Source organism: Planococcus beijingensis (assembly GCF_016820615.1).
GTDB lineage: Bacteria > Bacillota > Bacilli > Bacillales_A > Planococcaceae > Planococcus > Planococcus notacanthi.
The window spans coordinates 1259212-1275001 of record NZ_JADHDZ010000001.1 but is presented as its reverse complement, the minus strand read 5'-3'; the positions used below and the strand labels follow the sequence as shown (position 1 = coordinate 1275001).

Below are 15790 nucleotides of genomic sequence, written 5' to 3'. Positions count from 1 at the left end.
GAAGAGCGGAGTAAACATGGACAAAGACTTCTTCAGATTTCGATGACATTTATCGCTGAGTTGATTTCCTCCTCAGCAGAATCGTTTTTCCATTCGTGCGGATAGTAGCCAAGGGGATTGCAGATGCAATCGATGCCTTTGTATTCTTCATGATACCGCGTATGAATATGTCCGAAAATCACTTTCTTGACACCATATTTTTCAGCCAACTCCCCAAAACCTTTGCTTCCCATCATGGCATTGAAAAAATCCCACGAAGGGTCATTTTTAACTTGGACAAAATGAGCAAACGGCACAAAATGGCACACTAGAATAATGTTTTTTCCTTGCTGTTCTGCCAACCACTTCTCGAGCTTTGATAAATAGTTCCTAGTGACATCTCCATCAGCCTCTGGCCAATGCGCATGGACTTTATCTGGCCAGGTGAAATTATTGTATTGTCCTGCTGAAAACTGCTTTTTGGTGAATTCATCGATTCCAAAGGAGTAGTCATACCAACCGCCATCGCCAACCACGACCCAATCCTCATCCAATTGAACCGGACCATTGCCGAGATTCCCTGCAAATTTCAACAAAGTTTCATAGGCAGCGGTAGCATCCTCGTGATACAAATCATGATTGCCATGTACATATAAAATCTGGATCTCCGGCAATTCGTTTTTTAGCCGATTCAATAACGCCAGACTTTTAACAGGGCCAGACGTGATGTCGCCGCTTGTAATAAATACATCCGGCTTATGTGTAGCCAGCCATTCTTTCAGCAGCCCCCAAATATCAGCACCTGTTTTTTTGCGGTTCAACCCTTCGTGAACGTCAGATAAGATGGCAATTTTCACTGGCCATTGCTCCCTTCCACAAACTAAATAAACCGTTTCATCCATTGCTCAAAATTGTCCGCCACTTGATCCAGGAATGCCACAGTTGCTTCATCCGTAATTGTGCCTGTTTCGTCCATTTTCTTATGGACCGCACCCACATAAACTTCATTGCCGATCAACACTGGAGATTGCAGCCCTGGCGCAAAAAGAATATCGCGTAAATGCATCTGCGCTTTAACGGTTCCTAAATTCCCCATAGAAGCGCCCATAATCCAGGAGGGCTTGCCTATCATCACTTTATCGACACGCGACAACCAGTCGATGGCATTTCCCAGGACACCAGGAATGGTTGAGTTGTATTCCGGAGTTACCCAAAGAACCGCATCCGCTTCTTTGACCGACTTCTTGAAATCAGTAATTTCCTGCGGTTCATTATTTTCAATGTCCTGGCTGTATAAAGGCAGGACACTCAAATCCAGAATCTCCATGTCAAACCTGTTGTCGTAACGTTTTTTTACAAACTCCGCCAATTTCCGGTTGAATGAATCTTTTCGTACGCTTCCTACAATAACTGCAATTTTCATTTTATTTCCTCCTCAGTAGACTTTTGAAAGTTGCCGCATCAGCCCTTAGTATAGACTATTCAGTCAATACTGACGAGAAAATACTTACTTCTTTCATACACCTATTTCTTATTGCGGTATAAATACATAGTCAGCGGAGCAAAAATCGCTGTCATGATTGCTGACACGAACAAGACACCCGCTACTTGCTGCCAAGTGCCAGTGCCGTGCATGAATCCTCGTACCGCTGTCGCTAAAATGGAAATCGGGTTGCTGTTTACGAATCCCTGTAGCCAAGTCGGCAAGGTTTCAGGCTCTACAAAAACATTACTGACAAAAGTCAACGGCATGAGCACCAAAAAACTAATCATCATCAACGATTTTTCGGAACGGACAATCAACCCGAAAGTTGTCCAAATCCATGACAAACTGAAAGAGAAAATCAGCACCAGCCCAATGGCAAATGCCACACCCATCAGGCCGCCTTCCGGCCGAAAACCGAGCATCAACCCTAAAAGGATCATGATGACAGAAGCCATCGAATAGCGGATGACATCAACCAACAAGGCGCCGATCAACGCAGAAGGCAGCCAAATCGGCAAGGTCCGGAACCGGTCAAAGATCCCTTTTCGTATATCGTTATTCAAATCTATGCCCGTATACATTGTAATTTGGGCAACTGTCATCACCAAAATGCCGGGCAGAAGGAATTGCAAATAGTCACGGGTCGATCCGGCAATGGCTCCACCAAATAAATACGTAAACATCAGCAGAAAAATAATCGGAAAAACGGTAACGTCAAACATCTGTTCAGGAACGTGCTTGATCCGCAGCAAGGCGCGCGAAGCAAACGCCATTGTCGAAGCGAAAGCATTCGGCGGTTCTGGGCGTTTGCCTGAAGCGATGGCTTGATGCAAACGCTCGTCTATGCTTGAATCTGTGCCGATCGAATTTTTTGTTTGAAGTTGGACAGTCATAAGGTCTCCTCCTCAGAAGCATGTTGCTGATCTGCAGACTTACCTGTCAACGTTAAAAACACTTCATCAAGGCTAGGGCGTCCTAAAGAAAAATCACTGACATCGATACGCTGTTCGGCAAATTCAGCTAATGCTTCCGCGACGCGTGCAGAATCATCAGCCTGCGCCGTCAAAGACGTGGAATCAGCTCCAAGATGAACTGCAGCATCCAGCTTTTCTTCCAGTATGGCCTGTGCACGCCACTGGTCTTCAGCATTAACTAACTGGACATTTAATGTCCCTCTTCCGACCGATGCCTTCAGCTCATTGCTGGTCCCTTCAGCAATAATTTTGCCGTTGTGGATAACCCCGATCCGGTCTGCCAATTGATCTGCTTCTTCTAGGTACTGCGTCGTCAGCAAAACCGTCGTCCCAGCCCGAACCAGTGCGCGGATGATATCCCAGACTTGATTGCGGCTGCGTGGGTCGAGTCCTGTAGTCGGTTCATCCAAAAACAGCAGATCCGGCGTCACTACGATGCTCGCTGCAATATCGATGCGACGACGCATACCACCTGAATACTTTTTCACCTGGCGTTTTGCGGCACGTTCCAATCCGAAAGCTTCCAATAATTCCATTGCCCGGCTTCTAGCTTGCCCCCGTGTATACCCCATCAGCCGAGCGATCAGCATCAGGTTTTCAACGCCCGTCAAATCCTCGTCAATCGACGCGTATTGGCCCGTCAGACTGATTCGGCGCCTGATCGCCGCACTGTCTGAAACCAAGTCATGGCCAAAAATACGGGCTTTACCTGCATCTGCAGGAAGGAGCGTTGCCAACATTCGGATAGTCGTCGTTTTGCCTGCTCCATTCGGACCTAAAAAACCATAAACTGTTCCTTTCTGAATGGCCAGGTCGACGCCATCGACTGCACGCTCTTTCCCGAATACTTTTACCAAACCCTCCGCCTCAATAGCCAAGTCATTGTTCTGTAGAATGTTTTCGCCTTCCCACATACTCCTCACCTTTTCTATGATTTGATGGGTAGATCAACAATGATCATAATCTCCAGGCTTCACCAACAATAGATAAGTCTAGAAAATACTTTACATTTCTTGTTAGACTGATTGGAATATAGAGGCAGATGGCTGTCAGGTGAAATGGCAGGTAATAGTTGAGTGTACTTATATCTAAAATTATACTACCGGTTTTTTACTGATTAAAAATATCGCATTCCTTAACTACGTCTCATTATACCGAACGTTTGTTCTTATTAAAAGATTGAATACTCAGTTTTATTTAAAAAATTAATTATAGCTTTTCTTTTAATTGTTCAGTGCAAAAAAGCTGAGGAAGCCAATCGTGTTCAAACACGAATTGGGCTTCCTCAGCTTCTAAATCGATACATGATCTTTGGTTTCTATTAATAGCTAGTAAGGCTAAAATGGTTCAAAACGTTCAAAAGTTATTACCACACTTCTTCTTTCCTTTTTCTACATACGCATGAGCTTCTGCCATTCTTTCTAAAGGATAGCTTCAATCGATGATTGATTTAATCTTTCAAGTTTCAATCAATTCTTCAGAAAGAGCAAATCTTTTTTTCTCATCGGTGCTAGGCCGCCTATCAGCCTCTTATTGTTCATGGCTGATGTCGAAATCATTAGGGCAAAATCGGACATTCGTGCAGCTGACGAAAGATAGATGCCTTTTTCTTTAAGAGTGCTTCTACATTGCGAAAACTTTGATTTGCCTATCGTATCGAAGATGATACCGCATGTTTCACTTGAATCAGTAAAATTTTGAATGTTGCAGTCGATAACTCGATCTGCTCCCAAAGACTTTACATATTCTACATTTCTCGCACTGCAGACAGCGGTTACTTCAGCTCCAAAATAAGTCAGCGCGTAATTAAAGATTTTTGCTGGACCGGGGCATTCTTTAACGAAATGCCGACAAAATCTCCTGGCTGAAAACGTGATGCAAATACCGATTCGTGAATGGTCCAGGTTTCTTCACCGACTTCCACCGTATAATGGATTTCGTGCCCTTGGTACTGGACAAAAGAAACGATCCCCTGCACCCCATCTTGTTCTGCTGCCGTCAGTTGGAACTGCTCCGGGCGCACCGGATAAATGCCATTTCCCTTAAAGCTCTCCGCCACTCCAAGGTCCGGCCAAACATTTTTCGAATCGATGGCCGGAACAAATCCTGCATTCTGCCACTGACCTTTCACCAGGTTGCATTTGCCGACAAAAGTGGCCACAAATTCCGTTTCCGGACGTGTGTAAAGAATTTCAGGTGGCGCAATCTGTTCAATCCGCCCCTGGTTCATGACAACGATTTTGTCAGCGATGGCTAAAGCTTCTCCTTGATCATGTGTGACAAAGACGATGGATGCTTTTGTCTCCCTATGCAACTTTTGAATTTCCTTGCGCATTTCCATCCGCAGCTCGACGTCAAGCGCACTCAACGGTTCATCCATCAGCAATAGATTCGGCAAAGGCGCTATGGCCCGCGCGAGTGCCACGCGCTGCTTCTGGCCACCTGACAGTTCTGAGGGGTAACGGTCAGCCATCGCATTCAGACCGACCAGTTTCAGTACTTCATTGATGCGCTCCTGCAACTCTTTTTTGCCTTCTTTGATTTTATTCGGGTGGTAGCTCAGCGGAAATTTGATGTGCTCGGCGACCGTCATATGCGGCCACAAAGCAAATGATTGGAATACCATGCCGATGTTGCGTTTTTCGGGCGGCAGGACGCGCTTAGCCGATGCCAATAAGGTGTCGTCCATGGAAATGGTCCCTTCTGTTGGTCCCATAAAACCTGCCAATAACTTCAATAAAGTCGTTTTTCCGCAACCCGAGGGCCCGAGCACCGCAATAAATTCACCATCTCCAATTTCAAGATCGATCGAATGCAAGGCGGTGAATGAACCATAATTTTTAGATACATTATCCACTTTGATCATTTATTTTTTCAGCACCTTTCTATCCCATAATTTGCCAACCGACATAAACAGTGCGCCACCCATCAGTATGCCGAGCACCAGCACGGTCGAAAAGGCTGTTGAGTATGTCGAATAACCGGCCTGTTCATATCCGAAAATAACGACGCCGATCGTTTCGGAGCCGGAAGACCACAATAGACTGGATACAGTCAACTCCGTGAGCGCCATCAAAAATACGAGCAGCGCCCCGCTGAGAATGCCAGGAAACAGCAATGGCAATAAAATCCGTCGCCATTTTACCCAGCCGGCAGCTCCTGAAGTCCGTGCAGCTTCTTCCATCGATGGATCGATCTGCAGGAATGCTGTGTAGCTTCCTCTGACTTGAAGCACAAAAAATCGAGCAACGTAAGCGATGAACAAAATCCATACCGTGCCGTAGATGCCCGGATTCCATCCTGGAACCGGCTCCAGCCACATGAAGATCATGCACAGGGCAAACACTGTACCTGGCAGCGCAAACGGAATGGTCATGAACAGCTCTGCCGCTTTCGTGCTCCAGTCCGGGTACTTGAAGCGCAGATACGCCATCGCAGTACCAAGCACCAAACAAATCAGCATCGTGAAAAAGGCCAACTGCAGGCTGTTGGTCAATGCCGATAAAGGTTTGGAATCGGTCAAAAAGACATATTCATAATTTCGCAAGGACAAATTCTCCAGATTGAACGGAACCCCATAAGCGGAAATCAGCGACAATGCGCCCATTGTAATCAGCGGCATCAGACTCGTCACCAGCAGGAAAATCCATAAGGATGCTTCCAACAGCTTTTGCTTGCCGGCCGATAAATAAATGCGCGGCGTGGAATCGCTTCTGTTTGTCTCATTGACGCGGCTGCGGCGCAGCAAGAACCACTGCAAGACAGTCCCGAGCAATGCGATAACGCCAAGAATGACAGACAACACAGCGGCGCGCGAGAATGCCGAAGGCCCGAATCCGACCACTTGTTCATAAATATAAGTGCTCAAGACGCGAATATTGGCGGGTGTCCCGAGAAACGCCGGAATCCCGAAGTTATCCAAATTCGATAAAAAGGCGATGAGTCCGCCGCTGGCAATTCCGGGCAGCGCCAGCGGAAGCACCACTTTGCGGAACGCCCGTTTTTTCGACAAGCCGCTAGTCGCAGCTGCCTCTTCCAGTTCACGCGGAATTTTCCGGAACACATTGACCGTAAACAAATACACCAGCGGATAATGAGAAATCCCAAGGAGCAGGATGATCCCTCCGATGCTGTATAGGTTTGGGGCTTCCAAACTTCCCGGCAGCCACGACAGAACTGCATTCACTGGACCCGATGCGCTGAAAAATTGTGTCCAGGCAAGAGTCGTAATATAGGAAGGGATGATGAAAGGCAGGAAGATAAAAAGTTGCATCGCCCTTTTTCCACTCAGTTGGACATAAGCTACAATCCAGGAAAACAAGACCCCCAGCACTAAAGCCAGAACCGTCGAGCCTGCTACAATGATCAACGTGTTCTGCACCGTTTTCCAGGTTGCAGGCTCCCCTAAGACTTCGGTGTAATATTGCCATGTCACTGAGCCGTCTTCTACAAAGCTCAGCCAGACGAGCCGCAGCACCGGCAATAGGAAAAACACGAAAATGGCCAACAGGCCGATTATTTTATACAAATTCTTTTTTTGAAAAAAGAGAGAAAAAGAGGAATCCCTCTTTTTTCTCTCTTCTACCATTGGCTGTTTCACTGTCATATCCGTAACTCCTCACATCGAAATTCACGCAGTCGTTTACTGGCCGAAAATCTCTCCGAATTTCGCTTTGTCTTCATCACGCGTTTCCAATAGTTCAACCGCTTCGGCATCCAGGATGGTCATTTCATCCAATGTCTTCAAGCCTTCAGGCGCTTCGATGCCTTCGCGGATAGGCGTATAGCCTTGTTCAGACGCCAAAGTTTGCCCTTCTTCTGAAAGGATGAAATCAACAAACGCTTTGGACGCTTCTTCGTTTTCCGTGTTTGCCATAATGCCCACCGGCTCAGTGATCACCGGAACGCCTTCTGACGGGTAAATCAACTCTACAGGAGATCCTTCATTTTTGGCGCGAGCCGCCAAATAATCTACGATGATGCCGTAATTCTGATCCCCAGTGGCAACGCTTTCCAATACTGCTCCATTTCCTTGGGTAATGGTGATGTCATTGGCACGAAGCGCTTCGTAATATTCCCAGCCCAGGCCGTCCTGTCGCGTCATGACGCCCAGGTTATAGGCTGCTGCACCTGAATATAGTGGACTCGGCATAACTGCCTGCCCTTTCGTTGCCGGCTCCGTCAACGCGTTCCAGCTGTCAGGAAGTTCGGTCACTTCATTGGTGTTGACGATCAAACCGGTCGCCATCACTTTTGTCCCTGCATACATGCCATCCGGATCGACAAAAGCTTCATCGATGGATTCCGCTTCAGGCGATTCATAAGCAAGCAGCAACTCTTCTGCTTTAAAATTTTCGAAAGTCACGGAATCGGCAACCAGCAGCACATCTGCCTGGATATTGCCGCCCTGGTTTTCTGCCTGTATTTTCGATACAACTTCTTCAGTACCGGAACGGAAAATGCTGATGTCGACTTCCGGATTCTGCTCTTTAAAAGCATCCACTAATGCTTGTGCATCCGCATCAGGCTGCGAGGTATAGAAATCCAAAGTACCCGAGACGCCCGCTCCGCCTTCTGCAGGTTCGGTTGAAGATCCAGCTTCCTCATTGCCGCATGCCGCTAAAAATGCAGCTAAGCACAATGTCACTGATCCAAAAAATATTTTTTTCATGTAAATTCCTCCTCGAATGATAATTATGATTTCCAGTAGATATGTACGACTCTCGATAAGTATAGAGTTGTTTTGTGAAGCTATTGTTAAGTTGGTATTAAGAAATATTATTTCGTTCCAATAAATTGATTTTCTTAAGATAGCTGATTAGGCGTGTTAAAGATATCTGCTAGTTATTGCCTTATATAGCAACTATAAATTGCCGGGCGGATCAGGTCAAATATAAGTCGAGGGAACATTCTGTTTGCATAACAAAATGCTTTCAGTCTGAAAGGAAATATGAAAAGGATTTTAAAAGTCCTCAATTTTAAATCGGAGCTGATAGTCTTTTGCAAGTCCTTATAAATTGCTAAAGGCATGCTATTATTCATTTCTAAAATCAAACTTTTCTTCCGGAACATCCAAGAGGTGCCCATTAATGTCCACGGTGTCGTCGTCAATCCAATTTATCACAGCTATGTCTTCCTTGTAATTCCAGTATATGTTCTTTGTTTTGCTGTCTTCAGTGTTAAACACCAATTCGCCTCTAATAGAATAGGCTACTGTAGCGCCGCCATTTGTCTTATACGCACGCACTGTATAGCGGCCATCAGGCGATACTGATTCCGTCAGATACTCACCTTCGGGCACGCGTTGAATATCAAAGAATGCCCAGTGGACACCATATGCCGCCAATGCAATGAGGACTGCAAAACTTCCAAAAACAATCCATACCTTTTTCACCATACCCATCACCTCTAAAATATAACGCTAATCAACCGCACAAGTTCGAATCCCACCGTTACAATTTCTATAATGAGGTAAGCTCGTTAATCGTTTTATCGGGCTTCCTCTATTATTTTATAGACCGCTTTTGACGACTTTTCCGAAAGACTATAGATGGTATGTGTGTCATCGAGATCCATTATTGTCCCTTGCCTTTCATCTACCCAAAGATAATAGGAATTCTCTCCAAAATCGACTTGATATTCTGGATCTGCCATATCGACTATGCCTGGCTCTATTTTGGCTTTTTTGAACGCTTTCACAATTGTTCGGATCGCTTCAGAATCTGTATATGTAACCAATGAATCTTCTTTAGTAACTAAAAAGCTTTCCATTTCATGAACATCCACTTTTTTAATGTTTTCTGATGTACACCCGACCAAAAATAGAATGCTAAAAATGAACGATAGTAATAATTTCTTCATCAATCCACCCCCTGATAGACGATTAGACAAATAGTAGACAATAAAGTTTCAAAGCTAATATCTTTCATTGATAGAAGTTTCCTTTCTAGTAAAAGACAAATAAAAAATAACACCTAAATCCACAATTGCAGGTTTTTGAACCCTTGAGGAGTAGGTGCTATTCCTATTGATGTCATTGAGTTTATCTTAATTCACTGTTTCTTTTTTGGCATTTAATTGTGCAGAGAGTTCCTGAAACCACTCTTTGTCGTCAGTAGCCAATGCTAAATCGATCAGGAAGCCCAATTGCGCGGCATCTTTGGTATCGGATTCTGGAATAATTTCTACTTGGTGCACCGACATCGGAATGGTCAAGCCGATCATTTCTTCGTTGTCGCTTTCCACCACTGTAACGTTTACTGCTTCCTTAAGGACATTCATGGAATCGATGAAACCGATAATCAGCTCGTCGTGGCGGGATTTGCCTTTTACCCAATCACTTGTTTTTAGAATCGTTTTATTCGTACCCATATCTATGCACCTTCTTTACTTTATTTATCAATCATTGATAGTGAATTAAATCAGTCCTACGGTTTACTCTTTTGTTTCCCTAAAGAGCCATAAGCAAACATAATCCGTAGATTTTCAAACTGTGCATCGTTTCGGCCATCCGCTCGAGTTGTTGAAATCTACCATTGAATACTTCAGCGGAACTTTGGTGCTAAACCCAATTCTACGGTTCCAGAACGGCAAATACAATTTATATGCCTCAGCTTCGAGATAACTAAAATTCGCATTAATTGAGAAAATTTATTACCTAAAATTGTTTGGGTGCCTGACACCTCTGCTCTATTTGAAAAAAATAAAAACGTCATCTTCGAATTCAAAGATGACGTAAAACTTATAACCCTTCAGCGAATTAAGCGGTGCTTCCACTCTACTTAAATCGACCAGTTGACCAGCATGCCAGCATGCGTCAAACCCCCACCAAACCCGTATAGCAGCAATTTATCGTCCGGCTTGATCTTCCCTTCCTGCATGCCTTTATCCAAGGACAATGGAATAGACGCTGCAGAAGTGTTGCCGTAATACTCCAGACTGTAAATGGTCCGTTCCAACGGAAGTCCATTTCTGTTGCAGATGGACTCGATGATGCGGAGATTGGCGCTATGCGGCACGAACCAATCCACTTGCTCTGTCTCAAATTGTGCTTTTTCCATCAAGGCGTTCATCCCTTTAGGAACGGTGTTGACTGCCCATTTGTAGACTTCGCGTCCATTTTGATTCACGAATCCATTTACCGCCAATTCGTTGCCAAACATCTGCGTGGAAAGATCCGTACAGTAGAGATTGTTGGCCAGTTCCCCGTTTGTTCCCATATGGGAAGCGATAAAGCTCGGCTTTTCTTCATCAAATTCCACAAGCACGGCCCCGCCGCCATCTCCAAATAAGATACAAGTCGAACGATCGCTGTAGTCGAGGATCTTAGAGAAGGTCTCTGCACCAATCACTAAAATCTTTTTGTTCAGTCCAGCCGTGATCAAACCGTTGGCCATGTGAAGTCCGTATGCAAATCCGGAGCAAGCTGCATTCAAGTCGATGGCGCCGGTATTTCTTATCCCCAGCTTTGCCTGCACGAGAGCAGACACACTCGGCGTCTTAAAATCAGGAGTCATGGTGCAGACAATAATCATATCGACGTCATCAAGCGATTTTCCATAACGTTCTTTTAAATTTTCAACTGCTTTGATGCTGATATCACTGGTAAATTCATTATCAGCAGCAATTCGGCGTTCCTTTATTCCAGTCCGTTGGACAATCCATTCATCGTTTGTTTCCACTAATTCTTCTAACCGGTGATTCGTCAACCTCTTCTCAGGTACATATGATCCGATGGCTGTAATTCTTGCTTTGGAAATACTCATTTAAATCGCCCCTTTATGATGTCCTCGCCTCATTCTAACATCAACTATTAGTATTAGGTACTAATATAAGGTCTTATTCACGATTAAATTACAAGAAAGCTCTATTCCATCAGTTGCAAGTATTATGTTGACTTATTTAAAGCAATTCAAAGTGAGTGCTTAAATTTCCATCTTTTCCAACAAAATTTTATTAAAAAATACAGACAATTCAGATTTCCGGGTTTATAATGAACGAAAAAACAAGAAAGGAGGTGCTTTATGAGTAAAATGATAAAAATTTTTGTTGCTGCTTTAATCGCTTTGGCTCTTGGGACCCCTACAGCTTTAGCCGATAGCCATCATGGTCACGGCAAACAGTCTCTTGTCGCTCTAGGAGATTCCATTCCTTTCGGCTACAATCTTGGGGAAACCAATGATCGTCCTGCCGAAGTCGCCTTTCCCTATCTTATCGGCGTGACGCAGATTTGCGGGTGCGCATTTTAGGAGTTCCGGGATGGCAGACAGACGACTTGCTTACTGCTTTGGATAGCAATAAGAAATTTCGAAAAGCCGTCCATCACGCTGACTACGTCACTTTGAACATCGGAAGCAACGATTTTCTGGAAATTTTAAGAGCCGCCAATGCTGAAAGTGGCGGAAATTCCGAGTTGTTTCTAACACTCATTCAACAAAAGCTCGCCAACAGTGATGCTTTTGACAATCTTGCAGCAAGCATTCACGAAATACGCTCGCTGACAGATGCACCAATTGTTCTGTACACTATTTATAACCCGTTCCAAGCGGCTGATCCGCTGCACCAGATATCCGATCAATACTTGCCGCAGATCAATGCTGCTTTCGCTGAAATAGCGAATTCTTTCCATGATGTAGAGTTGGCTGATGCATATCATGCTTTTGGGAATAATCAGGCGGAATACGTCCTTCCGCAAGACATCCATCCAACAGCCGCCGGCCAGGAAGTGCTCGCTGAAATCGGTTTGGAAGCGTTTTGTTTTGATTTCGTTGAAAATTGATGCAATGAAAAGCAGCAGCCCTCATGGATAAAGGGCTGCTGCTTTTTAGGGTGAATTTTATTTACGGAATCATTGAAATAAATTTCTCGCTAGTTTGGCCATTTCAACAGGTTATAACTTTTTATAGCCTGCTACAAAGTACGTGTTTTCTCACCGTCAGTCAACTTAAAATGAATCCCGGATGATTCTCCAGATTCGATATGTTTCGGCACATCTGATAAGTCGAGCAACTCCTTGAATCGAATAGGCTCTTTGCGATTTGCTTCTATTGTAATACTATACGGACCCGCTAAATTCATTAGAGACTCCATTCGTACACCGTCTTCAATAAAAAATGAATCGATAAATTCCAATTCAATTGACACAGCTTCATTACTTCGATTATGCAATACAAGCTCACATTCCCCATTCGCTATCTTTTGCCCCACCGACTCAAAATTGCACTTGCCATTGCTATCGTATGATATTGCTGTAATCCCGCTTGCAACTGTTTCTTGGTAAGCCGTAATTAAAAGTTTCGGCAAAAATGCATATAGGATCAACACAACTAGTATTGTTCGGAAGTGATATTTCTTTAATCCCTTGAACAACAAAATTAAAGCGATTATAAACAAAATGGCCCCCATTATCCCAAGTGGAATATATCCAGCTTGGTCACGAATTGGAAACGACATAAACGTAGTACGAGCATTCAACATGACATTATTCGGAAATGGAAAATACAAAGACATGCAGATACATAAAATAACAAATGAACCAATGAGTGCGAGTTTACTTTGTATCATCGTGAAGTTCCTCTCCTTACTATATTAAATCTTCTACTAGTTTCTATTGAGAAAATTGAAAGTAATATCATTCACATCAAATTACATTCAACTTTACAGCCTTAATCAGTTTTAATTTACCATTTCATTGTCAGCTGTCGCCTTCTTACTTTACCACATATATCCAATAAAAGATTCTCTATTATCGGAATAAAATAAATACTTTACTGCTTCTGCTGATACTATATTGTGAAGTTTGCTCCGATTAAATTGGGAATTACTTTACAAGAACCCCATTTTCTATTCCTATATAAGTAATCCCAAAATTATTGAAACCTTCTTTCTTTTTCACCGTATAATAACCAGCAGCAGATTAACATTTATTTCAAAAAATACGAATTGGAGGTACACATGAAAAATACGCTGATCATCTTTTTCACCATCTTTGTGATTGCTGGCAGCTATTGCGCTTGACGTCGCTTTCCTGGATGTGGCTATCCCCTTCGCAGGCCTGGCGCTTGCCCTCATTTATTTTTTCAAATCCAAAGGAGGCATGGCCAGCCGCCGTTTGGATATGTCGATTCAAGGGCAAACGGGCATTCGAATGGAACAGAAAGCTTATGTGCCGGAAAAATCCTATATTTTCATCGGCTCAATCCTGTACTTGATTTTTGTAGTAGGATTCACCTTCTTCACATATCGGGAATATTTTATAGCCTGACTAATCGGTTTTATCCCATTTAACGGTTAGAGGCGTTGAAGAAATTATCATTGATTAGCGCTTCTCTTTATCGTGTATTTCTGTTTATGAAAAGGATATAATAAATGCTGCTACGAAAAATATGCGAGGTGAGAGAGTTGAGAAGTGGAAACCCGAGTTTAAAAGCCGATTCGTTCGATAATTTCAACGACACGAACATTGGCCGAAAAATGACCATTCAAGGAACGGTCAATAAAACATTCATTTTATTATTGCTGTTGCTGGTAACGTTCGTCTATTCCTGGAATCAGTTCGTCAATAGCCCGAACAGTGTATTGCCGTTGATTCTGGTTGGAGCCATCGGTGGCTTGATCGTTGGATTGGTGACAATCTTCATACCTAAAATTTCTCCTTTTACAGCACCTGTTTACGCTTTGCTGGAAGGATTATTCCTGGGGGCAGTGTCTGCCCAATACGAAGCTCAATACGGCGGCATCGTCTTCCAGGCTGTCCTGATCACAATTGGAGTGCTGTTCAGTTTATTGCTTGTTTATAAATCGGGACTCATCAAAGTGACACAGAATTTCCGTCTCGGCATTGCCGCTGCCACGGGTGCCATTTTCCTGGTTTACCTGATTTCGTTCATCGGCGGGTTTTTCGGTTTTCAAATCCCTCATCTCCACGAAGCGACGCCGCTCGGCATTGCGATCAGCGTGGTCATCGTCATCATCGCCGCGCTGAACCTGGTGTTGGATTTTGACTTTATCGAAAATGCAGCTGATAAAGGGGTTCCGAAATATTTTGAATGGTATGGTGCTTTCGGTTTGCTTGTGACATTGGTCTGGCTGTACTTGGAAATACTGCGCTTGCTGTCCAAAATACGAAGCAGATAATAGAAAACGTCCTTCGGGGCGTTTTTTTCATACACAAATACAACCCGAAACCGGTCTGGTTTCAGGTTGTATTTTTTGCATGCACATGCTGAACTTGAATTAATTTGAAGCGGTTTTAGCCAATTCTTTTTTGGAAGATTGAAGGGCTTTCTCCATTTTGTATTGCTTATAGCCCATCACATGCTCCTTATAAATTTCCAAATACGATTTATTTGGGTTACCCATTCTTTTTACTTCCTTTATCATTACAGTCATCCTATTCATCCTCCTTGGTATGGTTCCACATAATAATTGTGTGCAAAGCTGTTTAATACGGGGCAAAAAGGGCATTATTCGACTACGGATAAGCTAAAATAAAATACTAACCGCTCTGAGGTTTCCCCGTTTAAACTCAAGGGATATATCTCTCACTGCTGGATTCCCGGTGATAAGGTGTGATGGTAAATAACTCTTCAGGGCATTGCTGGGATACTTGATATAGGCTATGGAAGACAGTTGGTGTGAGTTCATAGCGCTGCATGCCATTCGGCAATGCTTTTGCTTTCGGCGATGCTTTTTCCAGCATGACTTCCTCTATATCCACCCATACTGTCTGTACCTGTTCCTGTATCTTCCCTTCTTTCTCGTATCTGATTTCTTTCGCCAAACGGGCAAAGAATGTAATGAAAGAACAACCGTTTTCATCGTGCACGTCTTTAGATTTCAGAAAAAAATAACCAACCGATTGTTCAGGAAATTGTTCGATCTGTTCCATGACCATTTCTCCCCTTTAATCCATTTTTATCTGTGCAAATGCTTTTTTATCCCAGTGCATCAAGTGCAGCAACAAGGCGTTCCGCAAATACTTCCGGAGGCTCTTGTGAAGTCAAGCGGATACAATACATTCCGCATTCCATTGTCATGTGCTGCGAATAGCTGATGGGGAAATATAAGGGATGTGCAATCAGCGCTTGCGTAAAAGCCGCGAGTTCTTCCGGCATCAGACAAACACGCGCTTCGTTACTGCCATCCGGTCCTTCATCACTTAAGTTGAATGAAATATCCAAATCCAAGGACAAACTGACATCCAATACTTTGCTATTTTTCACGTAAACCGACCGTTTAGTTTTCAGTTGGTAAGTTCCATCTTGGCACTCCACTTCGCTACCCAAAATTTTACTTACCGCTTCTGCTGTTCCAGCCAGTTCCTCTGTTATAATCATACTAACTACTCCTT

At 43.7% G+C, this 15790-nt stretch carries 19 protein-coding genes; 4 read left to right on the top strand and 15 right to left on the bottom strand.

Going from position 1 to position 15790, the window contains the following annotated elements; genetic code table 11:
- Nucleotides 1-32 precede the first annotated feature (32 nt).
- The 11 genes from IRE19_RS06110 to IRE19_RS06055 all read right to left on the bottom strand — a co-directional run bounded on the left by IRE19_RS06110 (nucleotide 33) and on the right by IRE19_RS06055 (nucleotide 11204).
- Nucleotides 33-836, bottom strand: coding sequence for a metallophosphoesterase (locus tag IRE19_RS06110; protein WP_203339652.1), 804 nt, complete (start codon nucleotides 834-836; stop codon nucleotides 33-35).
- Nucleotides 837-859: 23 nt separating this feature from the next.
- A complete protein-coding gene (locus IRE19_RS06105; RefSeq protein ID WP_203339651.1) occupies nucleotides 860-1402 on the bottom strand; it encodes an NADPH-dependent FMN reductase in 543 nt (180 codons plus the stop codon).
- Nucleotides 1403-1503: 101 nt separating this feature from the next.
- Nucleotides 1504-2358, bottom strand: a complete 855-nt coding sequence (locus IRE19_RS06100; protein ID WP_203339650.1) for an ABC transporter permease — start codon at nucleotides 2356-2358, stop codon at nucleotides 1504-1506.
- On the bottom strand, nucleotides 2355-3353 hold the full coding sequence (locus IRE19_RS06095) for an ATP-binding cassette domain-containing protein (protein WP_203339649.1): 999 nt from the start codon (nucleotides 3351-3353) through the stop codon (nucleotides 2355-2357). The genes IRE19_RS06100 and IRE19_RS06095 overlap by 4 nt, the downstream gene beginning before the upstream one ends.
- 881 nt (nucleotides 3354-4234) lie before the next feature.
- Nucleotides 4235-5305 carry an ABC transporter ATP-binding protein gene (locus IRE19_RS06085; protein WP_191714433.1) on the bottom strand — a complete coding sequence of 357 codons (1071 nt, stop codon included), beginning with the start codon at nucleotides 5303-5305 and terminating at the stop codon, nucleotides 4235-4237.
- Nucleotides 5306-7045, bottom strand: a complete 1740-nt coding sequence (locus tag IRE19_RS06080; RefSeq protein WP_191714432.1) for an ABC transporter permease — start codon at nucleotides 7043-7045, stop codon at nucleotides 5306-5308.
- Between the two features lie 36 nt (nucleotides 7046-7081).
- Nucleotides 7082-8110, bottom strand: coding sequence for an ABC transporter substrate-binding protein (locus IRE19_RS06075; protein ID WP_203339648.1), 1029 nt, complete (start codon nucleotides 8108-8110; stop codon nucleotides 7082-7084).
- 363 nt (nucleotides 8111-8473) lie between these two features.
- Nucleotides 8474-8836: a DUF5412 domain-containing protein gene (locus IRE19_RS06070; protein WP_191714430.1), complete on the bottom strand. Its 363-nt coding sequence runs from the start codon at nucleotides 8834-8836 to the stop codon at nucleotides 8474-8476.
- Between the two features lie 92 nt (nucleotides 8837-8928).
- A complete protein-coding gene (locus IRE19_RS06065) occupies nucleotides 8929-9300 on the bottom strand; it encodes a YhfM domain-containing protein (RefSeq protein WP_203339647.1) in 372 nt (123 codons plus the stop codon).
- A gap of 186 nt (nucleotides 9301-9486) precedes the next feature.
- Complete coding sequence (locus tag IRE19_RS06060; RefSeq protein ID WP_191714428.1) at nucleotides 9487-9810, bottom strand: IDEAL domain-containing protein; 324 nt, start codon at nucleotides 9808-9810, stop codon at nucleotides 9487-9489.
- Between the two features lie 410 nt (nucleotides 9811-10220).
- Nucleotides 10221-11204: a ketoacyl-ACP synthase III gene (locus IRE19_RS06055; RefSeq protein WP_238943051.1), complete on the bottom strand. Its 984-nt coding sequence runs from the start codon at nucleotides 11202-11204 to the stop codon at nucleotides 10221-10223.
- A 258-nt stretch (nucleotides 11205-11462) separates the two neighbouring features.
- On the opposite strand from IRE19_RS06055, the gene IRE19_RS18405 reads away from it, so the two are divergent.
- The gene (locus IRE19_RS18405) at nucleotides 11463-11687 is read left to right on the top strand and encodes a hypothetical protein (protein ID WP_238943050.1); all 225 of its coding nucleotides are present in this window, start codon (nucleotides 11463-11465) and stop codon (nucleotides 11685-11687) included.
- Nucleotides 11675-12217 carry a GDSL-type esterase/lipase family protein gene (locus tag IRE19_RS06050; protein WP_349291255.1) on the top strand — a complete coding sequence of 181 codons (543 nt, stop codon included), beginning with the start codon at nucleotides 11675-11677 and terminating at the stop codon, nucleotides 12215-12217. Before IRE19_RS18405 ends, IRE19_RS06050 begins: the two co-directional genes overlap by 13 nt.
- Nucleotides 12218-12348: 131 nt before the next feature.
- On the opposite strand, the gene IRE19_RS06045 is transcribed toward IRE19_RS06050, so the two are convergent.
- On the bottom strand, nucleotides 12349-13002 hold the full coding sequence (locus IRE19_RS06045) for a hypothetical protein (RefSeq protein ID WP_203339646.1): 654 nt from the start codon (nucleotides 13000-13002) through the stop codon (nucleotides 12349-12351).
- A 532-nt stretch (nucleotides 13003-13534) separates the two neighbouring features.
- On the opposite strand from IRE19_RS06045, the gene IRE19_RS06040 reads away from it, so the two are divergent.
- Both IRE19_RS06040 and IRE19_RS06035 read left to right on the top strand, forming a co-directional pair.
- A complete protein-coding gene (locus IRE19_RS06040; protein WP_203339645.1) occupies nucleotides 13535-13702 on the top strand; it encodes a hypothetical protein in 168 nt (55 codons plus the stop codon).
- Nucleotides 13703-13839: 137 nt separating this feature from the next.
- Entirely contained in the window at nucleotides 13840-14574 is a 735-nt protein-coding gene (locus IRE19_RS06035) for a Bax inhibitor-1/YccA family protein (protein WP_191714423.1), read from the top strand.
- A 99-nt stretch (nucleotides 14575-14673) separates the two neighbouring features.
- On the opposite strand, the gene IRE19_RS06030 is transcribed toward IRE19_RS06035, so the two are convergent.
- From IRE19_RS06030 to IRE19_RS06020, 3 genes are all read right to left on the bottom strand, one after another.
- A complete protein-coding gene (locus IRE19_RS06030) occupies nucleotides 14674-14829 on the bottom strand; it encodes a hypothetical protein (protein WP_203339643.1) in 156 nt (51 codons plus the stop codon).
- Nucleotides 14830-14965: 136 nt separating this feature from the next.
- Nucleotides 14966-15328, bottom strand: a complete 363-nt coding sequence (locus IRE19_RS06025; protein ID WP_191714421.1) for a hypothetical protein — start codon at nucleotides 15326-15328, stop codon at nucleotides 14966-14968.
- 46 nt (nucleotides 15329-15374) lie between these two features.
- Nucleotides 15375-15776 carry a hypothetical protein gene (locus IRE19_RS06020; RefSeq protein ID WP_203339642.1) on the bottom strand — a complete coding sequence of 134 codons (402 nt, stop codon included), beginning with the start codon at nucleotides 15774-15776 and terminating at the stop codon, nucleotides 15375-15377.
- Between the last annotated feature and the right edge of the window lie 14 nt (nucleotides 15777-15790).